The 19,292-nt window shown below is 65.8% G+C and carries 18 protein-coding genes; 15 read left to right on the top strand and 3 right to left on the bottom strand.

What is annotated here, in order from left to right; translation table 11 throughout:
- Window positions 1–47 precede the first annotated feature (47 nt).
- From BMX85_RS03150 to BMX85_RS03130, 5 genes are all read left to right on the top strand, one after another.
- On the top strand, window positions 48–3,023 hold the full coding sequence (locus BMX85_RS03150) for a glycoside hydrolase family 2 protein (RefSeq protein WP_090314216.1): 2,976 nt from the start codon (window positions 48–50) through the stop codon (window positions 3,021–3,023).
- A gap of 108 nt (window positions 3,024–3,131) precedes the next feature.
- Entirely contained in the window at window positions 3,132–3,809 is a 678-nt protein-coding gene (locus BMX85_RS03145) for a GntR family transcriptional regulator (protein WP_307172693.1), read from the top strand.
- Between the two features lie 45 nt (window positions 3,810–3,854).
- Window positions 3,855–4,496, top strand: coding sequence for a TetR/AcrR family transcriptional regulator (locus BMX85_RS03140; protein WP_090314214.1), 642 nt, complete (start codon window positions 3,855–3,857; stop codon window positions 4,494–4,496).
- Between the two features lie 118 nt (window positions 4,497–4,614).
- Window positions 4,615–5,457 (top strand): oxidoreductase, encoded by an 843-nt coding sequence (locus tag BMX85_RS03135; RefSeq protein WP_090314213.1) that lies wholly within the window; start codon window positions 4,615–4,617, stop codon window positions 5,455–5,457.
- A 21-nt stretch (window positions 5,458–5,478) separates the two neighbouring features.
- A complete protein-coding gene (locus BMX85_RS03130) occupies window positions 5,479–6,480 on the top strand; it encodes an NADP-dependent oxidoreductase (protein ID WP_090314212.1) in 1,002 nt (333 codons plus the stop codon).
- Window positions 6,481–6,504: 24 nt separating this feature from the next.
- Here BMX85_RS03130 and BMX85_RS03125 read toward each other — a convergent pair whose 3' ends face one another.
- Window positions 6,505–7,350: a universal stress protein gene (locus BMX85_RS03125; protein WP_090314211.1), complete on the bottom strand. Its 846-nt coding sequence runs from the start codon at window positions 7,348–7,350 to the stop codon at window positions 6,505–6,507.
- Window positions 7,351–7,358: 8 nt separating this feature from the next.
- Complete coding sequence (locus BMX85_RS03120) at window positions 7,359–8,054, bottom strand: Crp/Fnr family transcriptional regulator (RefSeq protein ID WP_177196634.1); 696 nt, start codon at window positions 8,052–8,054, stop codon at window positions 7,359–7,361.
- Between the two features lie 337 nt (window positions 8,055–8,391).
- Between BMX85_RS03120 and BMX85_RS03115 the strand changes: the two genes are divergently transcribed.
- The 7 genes from BMX85_RS03115 (at window position 8,392) to BMX85_RS03085 (ending at window position 16,683) form a co-directional block, all read left to right on the top strand.
- Entirely contained in the window at window positions 8,392–9,618 is a 1,227-nt protein-coding gene (locus BMX85_RS03115; protein WP_090314209.1) for an efflux RND transporter periplasmic adaptor subunit, read from the top strand.
- A gap of 11 nt (window positions 9,619–9,629) precedes the next feature.
- Entirely contained in the window at window positions 9,630–12,962 is a 3,333-nt protein-coding gene (locus BMX85_RS03110; RefSeq protein ID WP_090314208.1) for an efflux RND transporter permease subunit, read from the top strand.
- Window positions 12,959–14,380 carry an efflux transporter outer membrane subunit gene (locus BMX85_RS03105; RefSeq protein ID WP_090314207.1) on the top strand — a complete coding sequence of 474 codons (1,422 nt, stop codon included), beginning with the start codon at window positions 12,959–12,961 and terminating at the stop codon, window positions 14,378–14,380. The genes BMX85_RS03110 and BMX85_RS03105 overlap by 4 nt, the downstream gene beginning before the upstream one ends.
- 135 nt (window positions 14,381–14,515) lie before the next feature.
- The gene (locus BMX85_RS03100; RefSeq protein WP_090314206.1) at window positions 14,516–15,007 is read left to right on the top strand and encodes a hypothetical protein; all 492 of its coding nucleotides are present in this window, start codon (window positions 14,516–14,518) and stop codon (window positions 15,005–15,007) included.
- Between the two features lie 39 nt (window positions 15,008–15,046).
- Window positions 15,047–15,388 (top strand): YciI family protein, encoded by a 342-nt coding sequence (locus tag BMX85_RS03095; protein WP_177196633.1) that lies wholly within the window; start codon window positions 15,047–15,049, stop codon window positions 15,386–15,388.
- 16 nt (window positions 15,389–15,404) lie between these two features.
- Window positions 15,405–16,028, top strand: coding sequence for a glutathione S-transferase family protein (locus tag BMX85_RS03090; protein WP_090314204.1), 624 nt, complete (start codon window positions 15,405–15,407; stop codon window positions 16,026–16,028).
- A 109-nt stretch (window positions 16,029–16,137) separates the two neighbouring features.
- Complete coding sequence (locus BMX85_RS03085) at window positions 16,138–16,683, top strand: M23 family metallopeptidase (RefSeq protein WP_090315191.1); 546 nt, start codon at window positions 16,138–16,140, stop codon at window positions 16,681–16,683.
- A 49-nt stretch (window positions 16,684–16,732) separates the two neighbouring features.
- Here the strand turns inward: BMX85_RS03085 and BMX85_RS03080 are convergent, their stop codons facing one another.
- A complete protein-coding gene (locus BMX85_RS03080; RefSeq protein ID WP_229210264.1) occupies window positions 16,733–17,239 on the bottom strand; it encodes a MarR family winged helix-turn-helix transcriptional regulator in 507 nt (168 codons plus the stop codon).
- A gap of 21 nt (window positions 17,240–17,260) precedes the next feature.
- Here BMX85_RS03080 and BMX85_RS03075 point away from each other — a divergent pair, with 21 nt between their 5' ends.
- The 3 genes from BMX85_RS03075 to BMX85_RS03065 all read left to right on the top strand — a co-directional run bounded on the left by BMX85_RS03075 (window position 17,261) and on the right by BMX85_RS03065 (window position 19,225).
- Entirely contained in the window at window positions 17,261–17,983 is a 723-nt protein-coding gene (locus BMX85_RS03075) for a siderophore-interacting protein (RefSeq protein WP_090314203.1), read from the top strand.
- Window positions 17,984–18,146: 163 nt separating this feature from the next.
- Window positions 18,147–18,392, top strand: coding sequence for a hypothetical protein (locus BMX85_RS03070; protein ID WP_090314202.1), 246 nt, complete (start codon window positions 18,147–18,149; stop codon window positions 18,390–18,392).
- Window positions 18,393–18,691: 299 nt separating this feature from the next.
- On the top strand, window positions 18,692–19,225 hold the full coding sequence (locus BMX85_RS03065) for a gluconokinase (RefSeq protein ID WP_229210263.1): 534 nt from the start codon (window positions 18,692–18,694) through the stop codon (window positions 19,223–19,225).
- Window positions 19,226–19,292: the final 67 nt, after the last annotated feature.

The following is a 19,292-nucleotide window of genomic DNA, read 5'->3' as shown; positions in this document are numbered from 1 at the left end:
TTTTAGTGCGGGCGGATTGGTGTCGGCCCTACTCATCGAAAGCGCATATGACCCGTCGACGTTTTCCGGCCGCGACTTTGCCGGCGTTCTTGATCACCTGCTGCATCGCGCTGCCGTTCCCGGCGCAAGCCGAACGCCTGACCTACAACTTCAACCCCGACTGGCGGCTGGCCGTCGCCGATCCGGCCGACGCGGCGCAAACCGGCTTCGACGACCAGGCCTGGAAGCGCGTGACGTTGCCGCGCGCGTGGAACGAGGACGACGCCTTCGGCAAGGACATCGTCGACCAGTCGACCGGCGTGGCTTGGTACCGCAAGCGCTTCACCCTGCCGGCGGCCGCGCGCGGACGCAAGGTGTTCCTGGAATTCGAGGGCGCGCGCCAGGCGGCCGAGGTGTCCGTCAACGGCCAGCGCATCGGCTTGCACGAGAACGGCATCAACGCCTTCGGCTTCGATATCACCGCCGCGCTGGTCGACGGCGCGAACACGGTCGCGGTGCGCACCGATAACAGCTGGGACTACCGCGAAAAGGCCACCGGCCAGCGCTATCAGTGGTCCGACAAGAACTTCAACGCCAACTACGGCGGCTTGTCGAAGAACGTGCGGCTGCACGTGACGGACAAGCTGTATCAAACCTTGCCGCTGTATTCGAGCCTGGGCACCACCGGCGTGTATGTGTACGCGAGCGACTTCGACATCCCCGGCCGGCGGGCCACGGTGACCGCCGAATCGCAGGTGCGCAACGAGCATGACCGGCCACGCACCTTCAGCTACGAGGTGCGGATACGCGACCGCGAAGGGCGGCAAGTGGCCGCCTTCGGTTCGCCCGCGCAGACGCTGGCGCCGGGCGCGACGACGGTGGTCAAGGCCAGCGCGAAGGTCGGGGACCTGCACTTCTGGAGCTGGGGCTACGGCTACCTGTACGACGTGCAGACCATCCTGAAGGTCGACGGCAAGCCGGTCGACGAGCTGGCGACGCGCACCGGTTTCCGCAAGACCGGCTTCGCCGACGGCATGGTCAAGCTGAACGACCGCGTGCTGCAGATGAAGGGCTACGCGCAGCGCACCTCCAACGAGTGGCCGGCGGTCGGCATGTCGGTGCCGGCCTGGCTGAGCGACTACAGCAACGGCCTGGCGCTGGCCAGCAACGCCAACCTGATACGCTGGATGCACATCACGCCGTGGAAGCAGGATGTCGAATCGCTCGACCGCCTCGGCTTGATGCAGGCGATGCCGCCGGGCGATTCGGAGGCCGACGTCACCGGCCGGCGCTGGGAACAGCGCATTGAAGTCATGCGCGACGCGATCATCTACAACCGCAATAGCCCGAGCATCATCTTCTACGAGAGCGGCAACCGTGGCGTGAGCGAGCCGCACATGCTGGAGATGAAGGCGCTGCGCGACCGCTTCGACCCGCACGGCGGCCGCGCCTCCGGTAGCCGCGAGATGCTCGGCGCGCGCCTGCAGCAGGTGGCGGAATATGGCGGCGAGATGCTGTACGTGAACAAGAGCGCGCGCATTCCGATGTGGGCGATGGAGTATTCCCGCGACGAGGGCGCGCGCAAGTTCTGGGACGACTTGACGCCGCCGTTCCACAAGGACGGCGACGGTCCGCTGCACAAGGGGCAGGACGCCAGCGTCTACAACCGCAACCAGGACACGCACGCGATCGAGAACGTCAAGCGCTGGTACGACTACTGGCGCGAGCGGCCCGGCACCGGCACGCGCGTGTCGTCGGGTGGCGTCAACATCGTTTTCTCGGACAGTAACACCCACCATCGCGGCGCCGAGAACTACCGACGCAGCGGCGAGGTCGATGCGATGCGCATACCGAAGGATGGCTTCTACGCGCATCAGGTCATGTGGGACGGCTGGGTCGATGTCGAGAAGCCGCGCGCCCACATCGTCGGCCACTGGAACTACCAGCCCCGCACCACCAAGGCGGTGACGGTGATCTCCAGCGCCGACAAGGTGGAGCTGCGCCTGAACGGCAAGCCGCTCGCGCAGCAAGGCCGCCAGAGCGAACGCTTTCTGTTCACCTTCGACGACGTCGCGTGGCAGCCGGGCGAGCTGAAAGCGGTGGGCTTCGACGCCGCCGGCAAGCAGGTGTGCGAAGCGGTGCTGGCGACGGCGGGCGCTCCCGCCGCGCTCAAACTGACGTCGATCACGTCGCCGTCGGGTCTTCACGCCGACGGCGCCGATCTGGCGCTGGTGCAGGTGGAGGTGGTCGACGCGCAGGGCCGCCGCAATCCGGTCGCGCTGGACACCGTCAGCTTCGACCTGCAAGGCCCGGCCGAATGGCGCGGCGGTATCGCGCAGGGCCCCCACAACCACGTGCTGGCCAGGACCTTGCCGGTCGAAGGTGGCGTGAACCGGGTGCTGATCCGCAGCGCCACGCAGGCCGGCAAGATCGTGGTGCGCGCCAGCGCGCCCGGTCTGGCGGGCGCCGAACTGGCGTTGGACGCGCTGCCGGCGGCATCGGTCGACGGCTTGTCGACGCGTTTGCCGGGCGCGGACCTGCCCGTGCATCTGGAGCGCGGGCCGACGCCCGCAACGCCGTCGTACAAGGTGACGCGGGTGGCGGTGCGGCCGGCATCGGCGGAAGCGGCCAGCAACGCGGCCGATGTCGCCAATTCCTATGACGACGACGAAACCACCAGGTGGGTCAGCAAGCCGGGCGAGGGCACGCCGTCGATCACCTACCGGCTGGCGCAAGCGGCCACGTTGAACGAGATCGCGATGAAGTTGTCGGGTTGGCGCGAACGCAGTTACCCGCTCAGGATCTCGGTCGACGGCGAAGTGGTTTTCTCCGGCATGACGCCGAAAAGCCTGGGCTACGTGACGCTTCCGCTCAAGCCGCGCCGGGGCAGCTTGGTCAAGGTGGAGCTGAACGGCGTGGCCGAGGAGGGCAACACCGTCAAGATGACGGAGGTGGCGAACCAGGCGATCGTCGACACCGGCGCCAACACCACGCCAAAGGGTGTGCTGTCGATCGTCGAAATCGAGTTTTACCGGGCGCCGTGAGGCGCGCCATGGGACTGTCTGGTGATGCTGATATGTTAATATATGAGCCCTTGTCACATGCCAGTCTTCCCCTCTATGGCTTTGCAATCGCCGCCGGGTGCTTTTTCGTTGGATCGTACGCGTAACGCCACCGCGCAAGTGTTCGAACATCTGCGCGAAAAGATCGTCACCAATGTGCTGGCGCCGGGCACCGTGCTCGCGCGGCAGCAACTGGCCGATTACTTCAAACTGTCGATCACGCCGATCCGCGACGCGCTGCTGCGGCTGGAGGAGGAGCGGTTGGTGGACATCTATCCCCAGCACCTGACGCGCGTGAGCGCCATCGACCTGACGTCGGCGCGCCAGGCGCACGTGCTGCGGCTGTCGGTGGAACTGGAGATGGCGCACCAGTTGTGCGGGCGCCGTCCCCCGGCGTTGGATGGCGACCTGGCCGACCTGCTGGCGCGCCAACGCCTGGCCCTGACGCGCGGCGACCTGGAAAGCTTCGCCCGCGCCGACCTGGAATTCCACCAGACTTTGTACATGGCCGCCGATGTGGCCGACCTGTGGCATCTGGTGCGGCGCTTGAGCGGCAATCTGGATCGGCTGCGCCGCCTGCATCTTCCCCTCAACAGCAAGGCCCAGCGCATACTGGACGATCACAGCGAGATCGCCGACGCCATCGCCGCCGGTAATTCGGAGCAGGCCCGCAACGCGGTGCGCCGTCATCTGTCCGGCACCCTGTCGGAGCTGGACGCGCTGCGCGAGAAGTATCCCGACTTCGTGTTGCCGCCCGTGCAGGCGTAATTCATCAAAATAACGCCGGCTTGGCGCTTTCCCGAAAAATCGGATATGATGATCGTCATGCAGAAGGATAAATCAATCAAACCGGTCGCGAAAGCCAAAGCGCCGCAACTGCGCGCGACGCAGGCGCGCAAGGAAGTGACGCACGAGCGCATCCTGGAAGTGGCCGCGCGGGCGATACGCCGCAGCGGCTACGATGGCACCGGCGTGGCCGACATCATGAAGGAAGCTGGCTTGACGCACGGTGGTTTCTACGCCCACTTCGCCTCGCGCGAGGCGTTGCTGGCCGAAGCGGCCGACCGCGCCCGCGCCGAGGCGCTGGGATGGACGGCCCAGGTCTTCGAGGCCGCGCCCAAGGGGCAGGGCTTGCAGGCTTTGATGCAGGCGTATCTGTCGGATGAGCACATGAACGGCGTCGAACGCGGTTGCGCGGTCTCCGCGGTGGGCTCGGAGATGCACCGCCAGGCGCCGGAAGTGCGGCACGTGGCGACGCAACACATCCAGCAGTTGATCGATATCGTGGCAAAACAGATACCGGAGGGCGGCGACCGCGGCGCGCACGACGAGGCCATGGTGAGAATCAGCGCGATGGTGGGTACGGTGGTGCTGGCGAGGGCGGTGGATGATCCGGCGCTGGCGAAATCGCTGCGCGAAGCGGCACTCAAGTATTTTGCACCGGTGGGCGAGTAACTTCGTCCACCAGGCGGCGGCCGGGACGGCCGTTTTTTTTAAACCATAATATGACGATCGTCATATTTAACTTTTTACACCACGCGTCCAGCAATGGGCTGACAATGAGGGGATCACCATGAACAACAAGATTGCAATCGTAACCGGCGCATCGTCGGGAATCGGCGAGGCAACGGCGCGGTCGCTGGCCCAGGCCGGGTACACGGTCTACGGCACCAGCCGCAAGGGCGGGTCGGCTTCGCAGCGCGGGTTCGAGATGCTGGCGCTGGACGTCACCAGCGATGAATCGGTGGCGGCGCTGGTGGCCGAGGTGGTGCGCCGGCACGGGCGCATCGACCTGCTGGTCAATAACGCCGGTTTCGGCGTGGCGCCGGCGGCGGCGCAGGAGAGCAGCATCGAACAGGCGCAGGCCATCTTCGACACCAATTTCTTCGGCCTGGTGCGGATGACGCGCGCGGTGCTGCCGCACATGCGCCGGCAGCGCGAGGGACGCATCCTGAACATCAGCTCCGTGCTTGGTTTGGTGGCGCTGCCGTATGCGGCGCTGTACTGCGCCACCAAGCACGCGGTCGAGGGATATTCGGAGTCGCTCGACCAGGAGCTGCGCACCCAGGGCGTGCGGGTATCGCTGATCGAACCGGCGTATGTGAAGACGCCGTTCGACGCCAACCAGTTGCAGGCGGACGCCCAACTGCCGGAGTACCGCGCGCTGCGCGCCGCGCTGGCGGACACGGTGAAGCAGGCCATGGAGAAGGCCGATGGCCCGGAGGTGGTGGCCGCCACCGTGCTGAAGGCCGCGCGCGACGCCCGCCCGAAGGTGCGCTACACGTCGGGCGCGATGGCCGGCCGCCTGCGGGCGCTGCGCCGCTTCGCGCCCGCCGCGCTGGTGGAAGCGGGCATCCGCAAGGATTTGAAGCTCGACTCGCAGCCGGCGGTAGGTCCCGCCGCCGCGCTGGAATAATAACGTTCACCGGAGAGGGACATGAAGGCATATATCATTGACCGTTACGGCAAAGCCGATGTGGTGCGCGCCGGCGAGGCGGCGCAGCCGGAGCTGCGCGCCGACGACGTGCTGGTGCGGATCCACGCCGCCAGCGTCAACCCGCTGGACCTTAAAATCCGCGACGGCGAATTCAAACTGCTGCTGCCGTATCGGCTGCCGCTCATCCTGGGCAATGACATGGCCGGCGTGGTGGTGCGGGTGGGCGCGGCCGTGCGGCGCTTCAACGTCGGCGACGAGGTGTATGCGCGGCCGGACGACGACCGTATCGGCACGTTCGCCGAATTCATCGCGATCAAGGAAGAGTCGCTGGCGCTCAAGCCGAGGACACTGACGATGGAGCAGGCCGCGGCGATGCCGCTGGTGGCCCTGACGGCGTGGCAGGCGCTGGTCGAAAAAGGCCAATTGAAGCAGGGCCAGAAGGTGCTGATACATGCCGGTACCGGCGGCGTGGGGACGGTCGCCATCCAGCTGGCCAGGCATCTGGGCGCCACCGTCGCCACGACCGCCAGCGCGGCCAACGCGGCAATGTTAAAACAGCTGGGCGCCGATATCGTCATCGACTACAAGCAAGACGATTTCGCGCTGCGGCTGCGCGACTACGATCTGGTGCTCGATTCCCAGGGCGGCGCGACGCTGAAAAAGTCGCTGAGCGTGCTCAAGCCGGGCGGGAAAGTCATCGGCATCGCCGGCCCGCCGGACCCCGATTTCGCCAAGGCGCGCGGCGTGAACGCGCTGGTGGCGCTGGTCATGCGCATGCTCAGTTACGGCATCCGCAGCAAGGCGAGGGCGGCCGGCGTCAGCTACTCCTTCCTGTACATGCGCGCCAGCGGCGAGCAGCTGCGGCAGATCGCCGAATTGATCGACGCCGGCGCCATCCGCCCGGTGATCGACCGCGTGTTCCCGTTCGAGCAGGCCAGGGAGGCGTTGGCCTACGTCGAAACGGGCAGGTCGAAGGGAAAAGTCGTCATCAAGGTGGGTTGAGCGCCGCGTTGGCTTGCTGGCAGGTCAATGGGACATCAAGACGGGCAGCGTCATCGACTGCAAAACCGTGCGCGTGACGCCGCCCAGCAGCACCTCGCGCCAGCGCATATGCCCGTACGCGCCCATCACCAGCAGGTCGGCATCGATATCGGCCGCCAGCGACAGCAAGGCGTTGCCTACGTCGAGTCCCGGCGGCGTGTCCTGCCGCAGCACCTCGACATTGACGCCATGCCGGGCCAGGAACAGCGCGATGTCGGCGCCCGGCTGCTCGCCATGCACGCCGTACTGGCGGTCCGGATTGAACAGGGCGAGTGTGACCTTGCCGCTGCGCCGCAGCAGCGGCAGCGCGTCGGTGACGGCGCGGACGGCGGAACGGCTGCCGTCCCACGCCACCAGCGCGTGACGGTCGATGCGGTCGAACCGGCCGGCATAGGGCACCACCAGCACCGGCCGGCCACCTTGCAGCGCCGCGTATTCGGGCAGGTCGCGCAGCGCGCCGGTTTCGCTGTCGTCGGGATCGTGCTGGCCGACCACCACCAGATCGGCGTAGCGGGCCTGCAGGACGATGCTGTACTGCGCCGTGTCGTCGCTCAGGCGGCGTTCGATGGCGTCGACGCCGGCGGCGCGCGCGACCTTCTCGAAATTGTCCAGCGTCCGGCCGGCCTCGGCCCGGCAGGCTTCCAGCTCGCCCTCGGGAATGGGCGCGGCCATCATCATCGGACTGGCGCCGTACAGTTGCTGCACGTAGCCGCTGACGGCGGCGCCGATCAGGTATCCCTGTTGGTCGCCAGCCAGGCGTGCGGCCAGTGCGATACGGGCGTCGGTGCGGCGCGAGCGGTCCACGTGGACCAGGATGGATTTGTAAGACATGATGCCTCCTATGAAGAAATGGCGATCGCCTGCAGGGCGTCGGCGTCGAGTAACTCGATGCGGCGGTTCTGGACTTCCAGCAGGCCGGCCGCGCGGAACTGCGTCAGTTGGCGGCTCACGCTTTCCAGCGCGAGACCGAGGTGCGAGGCGATGTCGTCGCGCGACATGCGCAATTCGAACGCTGGCGCCGGCGGCGCGGGCGCGTGGTGGCTGGTGGCCAGGTCCATCAGGAAGGCGGCCAGCCGCTGCGGCGCCTTGGCGTTGCCGAGCAATAACATGTTGTTCTGCTGGCGCGCCAGCTCGGTGCCGAACAGCGCGTGAAAACGCAGCAGCAGGGTGCTGCGCTGCTGGATCAGGCTGGTGAGCATCGCATACGAGATCGCGCACACCGTGCTGTCGCACAGCGCGACGGCGTCGCAGCGGTAGCTGTGCGAGGCCAGCGCATCGAGGCCGAGCAGTTGCCCCGGCAGGTAGAAGCCGAGCACCTGTGGCCGGCCGTCGGGCATCGGCCGTTCGGCTTTGATCTGTCCACTTGCCACGATGAACACATGCTCGAGCGGCGTGCCGCGCCGATAGAGCCGTTCGTGCCGCTTCAGGTGCTGGCGGCGCGCGACCGTGTGTTCAAAGCTTCGCAGTTCCGCCGGATCGAGGCCGGCCGGCAGGCAATGCTCGCGGGTGGGACAGTCGCGGCAGGTCGATGGCAAGCCTGCGCCAGGCGGTTCGGAGCGGGGTACTGCTGATGTGGACGGCAACATGTGTATGACCTGAGGCAAAGTATGGATAGCCTAGCAAGTCTTAAGTCAAAAAAAATTGATCTGCGTCAAATTCCTTCGGCTTCGCGCCAATGGCGGTTTTTTCGGCTTTTTCCGAACGCTGTAGTCTGTTCGATCGTTAAACTTAATGACAATCCAATATTTTTTTGTCAGAATTCAACTACTTAATTGAGTATCAATTTGTTAGTTTCGCTATTCGCCTCAACTCGTTAGGATCACCCGCAGCTCACCAGTCACTTAGCGCTTGTCACCGTTATTGGAGTCAACGATGGAAATTCTGGCCGTACAGTCACGCTCGCGTTGGGCGAAAACCTCCTTCATGTGCGGCCTGGCGCTGACCCTGGCGGCTTGCGGCAAGGGCGATGACGGCGGCCAGCACGGCGGCGGGCCGCCGCCGGTGTCGGTGGCGCCGGTGGTCCAGCGCGAAGTGCAGGAGTTCGACGAATTCACGGCCAGGCTGGAAGCGCCGAACACCGTCGAGATCCGCTCGCGAGTGGCCGGCATGCTGACCAAGGTGCATTTCCGCGAGGGGCAAGTGGTCAACAAGGGCGACCGGCTGTTCACCATCGATCCGCGTCCGTTCGCCGCCGAGGCGGCGCGGCTGGAGGCGCAACTGCTGGCGGCGAAAACCCAGGGCGAGCTCAATAAAACCGAATTGGCGCGCGCCGAAAGACTGGTGTCGGTGCGCGGCGTCAGCCAGCAGGAAATCGATCAGTTGCGCGCGGCGCTGGCCAGCGCCCAGGCCAACGTCAAGGCCGCCGAGGCGGCGCTGGTGCAGGCCAGGCTCAATCTGGAGTTCACCAATATCACCGCGCCGGTCACGGGCCGCACCTCGCGCGCCAACATCACCGAGGGCAACCTGGTGAGCATCGGCGATCCGGTGCTGACGACGGTGGTGTCGAGCGACCGTGTCTACGCCTACTTCGACGCCAGCGAGGCGATCTATCTGAAATATATGCGCTCGGCGCGCGATGGCTCGCGCGGCTCGTCGCGCGACACGCCCAACGAGGTGCGTCTCGGCCTGGCGAACGAGGAGGGCTTCCCGCACGCCGGCAAGATGGACTTCGTCGACAACCGCCTCAATCCGGCCACCGCGTCGATGCGTGGGCGCGCCGTATTCGACAACAAGGACGGCCTGTATACGCCCGGACTGTTCGCGCGGCTGCAACTGGTCGGCAGCGGCAAGTACACGGCGACGATGGTGCTGGACCGTGCCATCAGCACCGACCAGACGCGCAAGGTGGTGCTCGTGGTCGGCAAGAACAACATCGTCGACCAGCGCGAGGTCAAGACCGGCGCGCTGATCGGCGCCATGCGCGCCGTCACCGGCGTCAAACCCGGCGAACTGGTGATCGTCGACGGACTGCTGCGCGCCATGCCCGGCGCGCCGGTCACGCCGCAGCAGCTCAAGGTCGATGACAAGGGCGTGCCGATTCCTGCGCCGCCGCCGGGCGCGCCCGGTGCTCCGGCCGCTCCCGCCGCCGCCAAGAGCTGAGGGGCGCACGCATGGATATCTCACGGTTTTTCATTGATCGTCCGCGCTTCGCCACCGTTCTTTCGCTGTTCATTTTCCTGGTCGGCGTGCTGGCCATTTTTCAGCTGCCGATTTCGGAGTATCCCGAGGTGGCGCCGCCGCAGATCGTGGTGCGCGCCCAGTTCCCGGGCGCTAACCCGCGCGTGATTTCGGAGACCGTGGCCGCGCCGCTGGAGGAGCAGATCAACGGCCTGGAAAACATGCTGTATTTCGAGAGCCGCGCCACCGCCGACGGCAGCATGGCGCTGACGGTGACGTTCAAGATCGGCACCGTGCCGGAGCAGGCCGAGACGGCGGTGCAGAACCGCATCAACCGCGCCTTGCCACGGTTGCCGGAGATCGTGCGCACCATCGGTGTGACCACAGAGAAGCAGTCGCCCAACCTGACCATGGTGGTGCACATGGTCAGCCCCGACAACAGCCACGACGCGCTTTATCTGCGCAACTACGCCAACCTGAATGTGCGCGACGATCTGCTGCGCATCCCGGGCATGGGGTCGGTGCTGCAGTTCGGCGCCGGCGACTACGCGATGCGCGTGTGGCTCAATCCCCAGCAGCTGGCGGCGCGCGGCATGACCGCCGGCGACGTGGTCGCGTCGATCCGCGAGCAGAACGCGCAGGTGGCGGCCGGCGTGGTCGGCTCGCCGCCGTCGCCCGACGACACGGATTTCCAGTTGCAGGTCAACGCGCAGGGCCGCTTGATCACGGAAGAGGACTTCGCCAACATCATCGTGCGCAGCGATCCTGCCAACGGCGCCGTGGTGCGGATCAAGGATATCGGCCGGGTCGAGATGAGCGCCAGCACCTTTTCGCTGCGTAGCCTGCTGAACAACAAGGAGGCGGCGGCGATCGCGATCTTCCAGGCGCCGGGATCGAACGCGCTGCAGCTGTCGGACGACGTGCGGGCGACGATGGCGCGCCTGAAGGCCAACTTCCCCAAGGGCGTCGATTACAGCATCGTCTACGATCCGACGCGCTTCGTGCAGACATCGATCGAAAAAGTGGTGCACACCTTGATCGAGGCGGTGCTGCTGGTGGTGCTGGTGGTGATCATCTTCCTGCAGACGTGGCGCGCCTCGGTGATTCCGCTGCTGGCGGTGCCGGTGTCCATCGTCGGCACTTTCGCGGTGCTGCTGCTGCTTGGCTACTCGATCAACACCCTGACCTTGTTCGGGTTGGTGCTGGCCATCGGTATCGTCGTCGATGACGCCATCGTGGTGGTGGAAAACGTCGAGCGCAACATCGCCGACGGCCTGACGCCGCACGACGCCACGGTGAAGGCGATGAACGAGGTCAGTGGCCCGATCATCGCCATCGCGCTGGTGCTGTGCGCGGTGTTCATTCCGCTGACCTTCGTGCCCGGCCTGTCCGGCCAGTTCTACAAGCAGTTCGCCGCCACCATCGCCATTTCGACGGTGATCTCGGCGTTCAATTCGCTGACGCTGTCGCCGGCGCTGGCGGCGCTGCTGCTGCGGCCGCACGACGCGCCCAAGGACAGGCTCTCGCGCGGCATGGACAAGGTGTTCGGCCGCTTCTTCCACTGGTTTAACTGCATGTTCCAGCGCCGCAGCGCGGCATATAGTCGAGGCGTGACCGGTCTGCTGGGGCGCAAGTCGCTGGCGCTGGTGGTGTACGGCGTGCTGCTGGTGTTGACCGGGCTGCTGTTCACGCGCATCCCGAGCGGCTTCGTGCCGGCGCCGGACAAGCAGTATTTGATCGGCGTGGCGCAGCTGCCGGCCGGTTCCTCGCTGGCGCGCACCGAGAAGGTGATCCGCGACATGAGCGACATCGCGCTCAAGGTGCCCGGCATCACCGATTCGATCGCCTTCCCGGGTCTGTCGATCGCCGGCTTCTCGGCGTCGCCGAACGAAGGCATCGTCTTCTTCGGCCTGGCGCCGTTCGACAAGCGCACCTCGGGCGACCTGTCCAAGGACGCCATCCTGGGCAAGGTTAATGGCGCGATCCAGCAGATCCAGGGCGCGCGCATGTTCGTGGTGCCGCCGCCGGCCGTCGACGGCCTGGGTAACGCGGGCGGCTTCAAGGTGCAGGTGCAGGATCGCGGCAGCCAAGGGGAGCAGGCGCTGTATGGCGCCGTCTGGGGCGTGCTCGGTCAGATCTACGGCAATCAAAAGTCGAGCATCGGCACGCCGTATTCGACCTACGACATCAACGTGCCGCAGCTGTTCGCCGACGTCGACCGCACCAAGGCCAAGCAAATGGGCGTGCCGCTGCAGGATATCTACGACACCTTGCAGATCAACCTGGGCTCCTTGTATGTGAACGACTTCACCCGCTTCGGCAAGACCTACCAGGTGGTGGTGCAGGCCGACGCGCCGTTCCGCTCCCGCGCCGACAGCATCGCGCGGCTCGAAACCCGCAATTCGGCGGGGCAGATGGTGCCGCTGGGCTCCGTCATGCAGGTCAATCCGACCTTCGGTCCGACCCGCGTGACGCGCTACAACGGCTTCCCGTCGGCCGACATCAACGGCGCCGCCAATCCCGGCTTCTCCAGCGGGCAGTCGGAGGCGGAGATCGAGCGGCTGGTCAAGACCCTGCCGCGCGGCATGTCGTACGAGTGGACCGACCTGGCCTACCAGGACCGGCTGACGCGTTCCGTCACCTTGCCGGGGCTGGACATCAAGATACCGACGCTGGGCGCAGTGCTGTTCCTGTCGGTGGTGCTGGTGGTGCTGGTGCTGACGGCGCAGTACGAGAGCTGGAGCCTGCCGCTGGCGATCATCATGATCGTGCCGATGTGTATTCTGTCGGCGTTGTTCGGCGTGTGGCTGTCGCACTTCCCGCCGTTCGGCCAGGCGGGGGATTTGAACCTGTTCACACAGGTGGCGCTGGTGGTGCTGGTCGGGCTGGCGTGCAAGAACGCGATTCTGATCGTGGAATTCGCCAAGGAGCTGGAAGAGCAGGGCAAGCCGATGGTGGACGCGGTGATCGAGGCGTGCCATCTGCGTCTGCGGCCGATTTTGATGACGTCGATCGCCTTCTGCGCCGGCGTGATACCGCTGATCCTGGGCAGCGGTGCGGGCAGCGAGATGCGCCGCGCGATGGGGATCGCCGTGTTCTCGGGCATGGTCGGCGTGACCCTGTTCGGGATTTTCCTGACGCCGGTGTTCTACGCGCTGCTGCGCAAGGGCACCGAGAAACGGCGCGCCCACGCGGAAGAACTGCGGCGCGAAATCGACGCCGCCGCGCATCCGTTCCATGCCGGTGTCGACGACGCGGGTCCGGCGGGGGCGCCCGGGGCGCACAAGACGGCACCGGCGCACGAGCCACGCAAGGAGGACTTATGATCACGCGCCGCATGGCATCCCTGCGTCCGGCCGGTCTGGCCATCGCTGTTTCGCTGGCGCTGACGGCTTGTTCCAGCGCGCCGCCGGCCAAGCACTTCGAACCGGCGCTGGGCGCCGGTTTCACCAACGCGCCCGATGGCGCCAAGGCCGAGCAGCCGGTCAGCCAGTTCTGGCGCGGCTTTAATGACCCGCTGCTCGATAGCCTGGTGGAGCGGGCGCTCGCGGCCAACACCGACGTACGTTCGGCCGCCGCCAGCCTGCGCGAGGCGCGTGCGCTGAACCGCTTCGCCGACGCCAACCTGCTGCCCAGCATCGGCGTGAACGCGGGCGCCGCGCGCATACGCGGACCGAACGACGCCGGCGTCGTCAGCACCACCAACAACTACTCGGCCGGGCTGGATGTCAGCTGGGAGGTCGACCTGTTCGGCCGCCTGGGCGACGCCCGCCGCGCGGCCGAGGCCAACGTGCTGGCCGGCGCGGCCGGCGTGCGCGCCGCGCAGGTCAGCGTGGCGGCCGAGGTGGCGCGCAACTACTTCGATCTGCGCGGCTTGCAGGAGCAATTGCGGGTTGCCGTGTCGTCGCTGGAGACGCAGAACGAGGCGCTCAAACTGGTCGACGCGCGCCTGGAGGTCGGTCGTGGCACGGCGCTCGACAGCGAGCGCGCGCGGGCGCTGGTCAAGTCGACGGCGGCCAATATACCGGCGCTGGAATCGGCGCTGATACGCACCCGCTACCGCATCGCGGTGCTGTGCGGGCAGCAGCCGACGGCGCTCGACGCCGAGCTGGAGCCGGTCAAGCCTTTGCCGGGATTGCGGGCGGTGGAGCTGTCGGCGATCGGATCGCCGGCGGAGCTGCTGCGGCGGCGTCCCGACATCCAGTTGGCGGAGGCGCAGGCCAGCGCGGCGGCGGCGCAAGTGGGCGTGGCGCGCAGCGCGCTGTTCCCGCAGATCGTGCTGGGCGGGACGTTGGGGCAGAACGCGCAGCACCTGAGCGAGCTGGCCAAGGGGCCGGCCTATGTGTACAACCTGGGCGCGCAATTGACGTGGAATTTGCTGGACTTCGGCCGTATCCGCGCGCAGATCGCGGCCGCCGACGCGCGCAGCGACGGGGCGATGATCGCCTACGAGCGCGCGGTGCTGACGGCGCTGGAGGAGACCGAGGGCGCGCTGGCCGCGTACACGCGCAGCCAGCGCCAGGCCGCGTTGCTGTACGAGTCGGCGCAGTCGTCGGAGCAGGCGGCGCTGATCGCGCGCGAGCGGTTCGCTGTCGGCTCGACGGACTTCCTGACGGTGCTCGACGCCGAGCGCGAACTGCTGGCCGCGCGCGACAGGCTGGCGCAGTCGCAGGCGGGAGCGGCGACGACCCTGGTGGCGGTGTACAAGGCGCTGGCCGGGGGATGGGACGTGCCGGGCCAGTAAATACGGGGCGTGACTGCGGGTGGGCTGCCAGGCTTGCCACGACGTGCCGCTGTGCGCAAGAATCTCGAGAGTTTTTTCTATGATCCCGGAAGCCGAAGCGGTGCCGGGGACGGTTTTTTGTTTAAAAGGGTTTGGATGATCGTCGCCTTCAATTTAGCCGGTTTCTTCGCGGCGCATGCCATTTGGAGTGTCTCGGACGGCGAAGCCCTCGTTCCGATGTTCGCGTACGTCAGCGAGAGCGGAGAGAAACAAATGCAACGCCTCGTCATTGACGGCGACCTGGAAAAATCCGTGGCCTTCGGACAGGCGAAGCTCGAGTCCAATGAGAGCGACGCGAGCGACGGCGTTCTGGTTTACGATGGACGGATTCCGATCGACGATCGGATGGTCGATGCGGTGATCGTCGAAATCAGAAGCTATTTTTCACTTGACTCGAAGGCGGTGATGGCCGTCCCTTACGCCCTGGCGGCGCCCGGGGAGCTGCGCGTTTTCAAGCCCAAGTTGCTGCAATGGGAGGAGTGCGAGGATTTCGACATCGATCGGTCGGTACAGTCCTTCTTCGAGGGCGTTGACGCCCACGAGCACGGCGCGGCGATCTGGAACAAGGCGCTCGATCAGTCGATGTGATTGCCAAGGTCTCCCGAGGAAAATAACAGCGAGCCTATCATGACAAAATTTCTTATCTCCTTTCCCGCGAGTGCGATGGATGTTGCTGCGGAGGACATGGCGGCCGTGGCCGAGGCATCCCATGCGGTGATCCGCGAGGCCAAGGCCGCCGGGGTGTATGTTTTCGGCGGCGGCGTCAATAGTGACGTCGCTTCGCTGATGGTTGCAGCCGATGGGCGCTGCACGAACGAGACATACCCGCAAACCAGGGAGTTCGACGGCGGCTTTTGCGTTCTCGAGCTGCCCTCCAGGGAGGTCGCCGTCCATTGGGCTGCGCGGATTGCTTCGGCCTGCCGCTGTGCGCAAGAACTTCGCGAGTTCTACTACGATCCCGAGTGCTGAATAGCCGGGCCTTCTCATGCTAAAAATCTTAGGAAAAGCCACATCGATCAACGTGCGCAAGGTGTTGTGGACGTGTGTCGAACTTGGCATCGAATTCGAGCGCGAAGATTGGGGCGCCGGCTTCCAGTCCACTACGCAGGAAAGCTTCGTCGCGCTCAATCCGAACGCGATGGTGCCTGTGCTTGTCGACGGCGATTTCGTCCTGTGGGAGTCGAATGCGATTTGCCGCTACCTGTGCAACAAGACCGGCGACACGCGACTGTTGCCTGCCGAGGCACAGGCGCGGGCGCGGGTCGAACAGTGGATGGACTGGCAGGCGACCGAGCTGAACAATGCCTGGCGCTACGCCTTCATGGCGCTGGTCCGCGCGAGTCCGGCGCATCGCGACCCGGTCCAGATACGTACCAGCGTCGAGGCCTGGAACCGGCACATCGGCATCCTCGACCGTCAACTCGATGCCGGCGGCCCGTATGTGGCCGGCGCGACGTTTTCGTTGGCCGACGTGGTGCTTGGCCTGTCCGTCAACCGCTGGATGCTTGCGCCGGTCGAGCGGCTGCGGTACCCGGCTGTCCTCGACTATTACGAGCGCTTGGGCGAGCGCCCGGGCTTTCGTCGATTCGGCTGCAACGGGCAGCCTTAAGCGCTCCGTCGCTGCCCGCCGGCGCGTCTGTGCGAATAGCGTGCGCAGGTCTGGGAATGTGCCGATACGTCCCCATTTGTTCCGTATGCTGACCAAAACGGAAACGACAATGTGGACTTTCCTGCGCTCGCTCGTGGTGGCCGTTGTCCTCATCCTGGGCCATGCTTTGCTGGAGCCGGTTATCGAACGGGCGCTGTATCCGATGCGTCTGGCGGCGATGCCCAAGCCCGAAACGCTGCCCATGCCGGTCGACGGGGTGAAGGTAGGCGCGCTGCGCGACACCTGGGGCGGCGCGCGTGGGGAAGGGCGCAGACACGAAGGCATCGATATCTTCGCCGAGCGCGGCACGCCCGTGCTGTCCAGCACCGAAGGTCTGGTGATGAAAGTCGGCGCCAACCGTCTCGGAGGGCTGGTGGTATGGGTGGTGGGGCCGGGCGGCCAGCGGCATTACTACGCCCACCTCGATCGCCACTCGAATCTGGAGGCGGGCATGCGCATCCCGGCCGGCCGTGTGCTGGGCTATGTGGGCACGACCGGCAACGCGCAAGGCACGTCGCCGCACTTGCACTATGGCGTGTATGAGATGGGCGGCGCGATCAACCCGTATCCGCTGCTGCGCACGGAACGGTTTGCGGCCGGGCTCGTGTCCGAATGACAGACTTGACCCCGGGCTGGGTGCAGGTTGGGTTGGCGGACCGCGCCGTCTAATCCGCCCGGCGCGGTTCCGCGGGGTCGGCGCGTTCCAGGTTCGCCCTGACGCGCTGCAGCAGCGCCAGCAATTGCGCGCTTTCCGCGTCGCTCATGCCGCTCATGGCGAGGTTCGAGACCTCCGCGCCCAGCGCGTGCAAGCCCTGGATCACCGTTAGGCCTTCTTCCGTAGGACGCAGCCGCGCGCTGCGCCGGTCGTTTTCGTCGACTTGCGCGTCGAGCAGCTTTTTGTCGCGCAGGCCGCGCATCAACCGCGCCAGCTGCGCCTTGTCGCGCCCGGAGTGCGCGACCAGCTCGCTCTGGCTGGCGCCCGGATGCTTGGCGAAAAAGCCCAGCACCTTGTATTCCATGTGCGTGAGCTCGTGCCCGGTGTCGCGCAGGCTGCGCAGCTGCATCGAGCGGTACATGTGCATCAGCGTGTGGATCGCGTCAAAAACGGCCTCGGCCGGTCCGCTGCCAAATTGGTTGACAACGTTAACTTGTTTCTGTAGATTGGGGGACATTGTCAACTAAAGGTGATTTGCATGGATGATAAACGGATACAGCGTGTTCGTCACGAACTCAAGGCCCGCGAAGTGGTTGTCAGCGCCGTCAGGCAGCTGGCGCCGAATTTCGTTAGCGTAACATTCAAAGGCGAGAGCCTGCACGATTTCGTCTCTCTGTCGTATGACGATCACGTCAAGTTCATCCTGCACGACGCCGCCGGCGAGCGCGTGATGCGCGATTACACGCCGCGTCATTACGACCGCGACGCCCGCGAGCTGACCCTCGAATTCGCGCTGCACACCGACGGCCAGATGACCGACTGGGCGCGCCAGGCCGAGGTCGGCCAGCAGGCCGTCATCGGCGGTCCCAAGGGGTCGATGATCATCCCGGCCGATTACGCCTGGCAGATCCTGGCGGGCGACGCCACGGCGTTGCCGGCGATCCGCCGCCGCCTGGACGAACTGCCGGCGTCCGTGGACGTGCTGGTGCTGGTCACCGGCGAAGACGCCGCCGCCCTGGAATTTACCAGCGCCGCGCGCTTGCGCGTGCAACTGGCGCAAACGCCGGACGATCTGGTCGACGCCTTCCGCGCCATGTCGCTGCCCGGGGGAGACGGCTTTATCTGGTGCGCGGGCGAGGCGCGAATGGCCAGGCAGGTGCGCGACATTCTGTTTGTCGACAAGGGCTTTCCGCGCGAGGCGGCGCGGATTTCGGCGTACTGGAAGAAGGGTGCGCCCGCCCATCACGAGAACCTGGAATAAGCCATCACCCGCCGGTGAGGCGGCGGCCGGCCTCGCCGGTATGACGGCTTGATGACATAGCCATAGTAAAAAATGATGTGGCTAAATTGCCCAAAGTGAGCGAACGCACGCACCGGACTGGTGCAACGAGTGCACAATATCCTCCTTATTGAAGGAGATTGTCATGTCCAGTAGCCACACTTTTCGTCCCGATCTGGTGTCGTCGGAAATCGTCAAAACCGGCATCGAACTAGCGGATCGGGAAGGGCCGGACAGCGCCGCCGCCTATCTGAGCGAGCGCGGCGTGCTGGAACCCGTGATCGCGCGGGTCATCTCGGAGCCAGCGCATCGCCGCAACATGGGACGCTTGCGCGGCAAGGACGAAAGTCTGCTGGCCGAAGAAGCCTCGCGATACAAATTCATCCGTTGAACCGGCCCGCGACAGCTGATCCGGCTGTTGCGTGTCCGCCACGTGCATGTTGCACTGCCGCGACCCTGTTTCGCAGGCGTCGCCAGCGCTTTCGCTCCTCTTCGCATGTTGCGATGCAATATTAATAATCCTTTACAAAATTCCGCGTTGCGCTAGAGTTCAGCTACCGATGATAACGCTAACTTGAAGTTGGCCGACATCTGCGGATCAATTCCCAAATCAGACAAAAGAGCGTGCCGCTATCGAGGCGCATGACTCAGAGCTGAAATGATAGCGCTAACTTAGACTTGGAGAGATGGATGGAGAGTTCCGGCAGCCCGCACGCCAGCGCGATACGCTGGGTCGTCATGGGCGTGAGCGGCTGCGGCAAGAGCACCGTGGGCCAGGCGCTGGCCGCCGCGCAAGGGGTCGAGTTCGTCGAGGGCGACCAGTTCCATCCGGCGGCCAATGTCGCCAAGATGTCGGCCGGCCATGCGTTGACCGACGACGACCGCGCCGATTGGCTGCTGGCGCTGCAGGCGAAGGTGGCTGCGGCGCGCCGGGACGGCGTCGGCCTGGTGCTGTCGTGCTCGTCGCTGAAGCTCCGCTACCGCGACCTGCTGCGGGCGGCCGATCCGGCCTTGCGCTTCGCTCATCTGAGCGGTGCGCGCGAGCTGATCGCCGACCGCATGCGGGCGCGCGTCGGCCACTACATGCCGCCGTCGCTGCTCGACAGCCAATTCAAGGATTTGCAACCGCTCCAGGCCGACGAAGCCGGGATCACCCTGGCCATCACGTCGCCGCCGGCGCAGCTGGTTGCGCAGATCGTGTCCAGCGAGGGAAGGGACGCATAAAAAACCAGCACAGGCAGCAAATAGGACAGCAAAACGCAGCGGACCGTCAGCAGTGCCGCGCGCAACC

The sequence above is a fragment of the Duganella sp. CF517 genome (genome assembly GCF_900110275.1).
Classification (GTDB): Bacteria; Pseudomonadota; Gammaproteobacteria; order Burkholderiales; family Burkholderiaceae_D; genus Rugamonas.
The sequence above is the reverse complement of the archived record's forward strand: the minus strand, read 5'-3'. Positions and strand labels throughout refer to the sequence as shown.

Bases quoted from the DNA above. Each gene is read 5' to 3' on its own strand.
- BMX85_RS03150 (WP_090314216.1), top strand. From the start codon at position 48: ATGACCCGTCGACGTTTTCCGGCCGCGACTTTGCCGGCGTTCTTGATC.
- BMX85_RS03140 (WP_090314214.1), top strand. From the start codon at position 3,855: ATGATGATCGTCATGCAGAAGGATAAATCAATCAAACCGGTCGCGAAA.
- BMX85_RS03135 (WP_090314213.1), top strand. From the start codon at position 4,615: ATGAACAACAAGATTGCAATCGTAACCGGCGCATCGTCGGGAATCGGC.
- BMX85_RS03130 (WP_090314212.1), top strand. From the start codon at position 5,479: ATGAAGGCATATATCATTGACCGTTACGGCAAAGCCGATGTGGTGCGC.
- BMX85_RS03125 (WP_090314211.1), bottom strand. From the start codon at position 7,350: ATGTCTTACAAATCCATCCTGGTCCACGTGGACCGCTCGCGCCGCACC.
- BMX85_RS03115 (WP_090314209.1), top strand. From the start codon at position 8,392: ATGGAAATTCTGGCCGTACAGTCACGCTCGCGTTGGGCGAAAACCTCC.
- BMX85_RS03110 (WP_090314208.1), top strand. From the start codon at position 9,630: ATGGATATCTCACGGTTTTTCATTGATCGTCCGCGCTTCGCCACCGTT.
- BMX85_RS03105 (WP_090314207.1), top strand. From the start codon at position 12,959: ATGATCACGCGCCGCATGGCATCCCTGCGTCCGGCCGGTCTGGCCATC.
- BMX85_RS03100 (WP_090314206.1), top strand. From the start codon at position 14,516: ATGATCGTCGCCTTCAATTTAGCCGGTTTCTTCGCGGCGCATGCCATT.
- BMX85_RS03095 (WP_177196633.1), top strand. From the start codon at position 15,047: ATGACAAAATTTCTTATCTCCTTTCCCGCGAGTGCGATGGATGTTGCT.
- BMX85_RS03090 (WP_090314204.1), top strand. From the start codon at position 15,405: ATGCTAAAAATCTTAGGAAAAGCCACATCGATCAACGTGCGCAAGGTG.
- BMX85_RS03085 (WP_090315191.1), top strand. From the start codon at position 16,138: ATGTGGACTTTCCTGCGCTCGCTCGTGGTGGCCGTTGTCCTCATCCTG.
- BMX85_RS03080 (WP_229210264.1), bottom strand. From the start codon at position 17,239: ATGTCCCCCAATCTACAGAAACAAGTTAACGTTGTCAACCAATTTGGC.
- BMX85_RS03075 (WP_090314203.1), top strand. From the start codon at position 17,261: ATGGATGATAAACGGATACAGCGTGTTCGTCACGAACTCAAGGCCCGC.
- BMX85_RS03070 (WP_090314202.1), top strand. From the start codon at position 18,147: ATGTCCAGTAGCCACACTTTTCGTCCCGATCTGGTGTCGTCGGAAATC.
- BMX85_RS03065 (WP_229210263.1), top strand. From the start codon at position 18,692: ATGGAGAGTTCCGGCAGCCCGCACGCCAGCGCGATACGCTGGGTCGTC.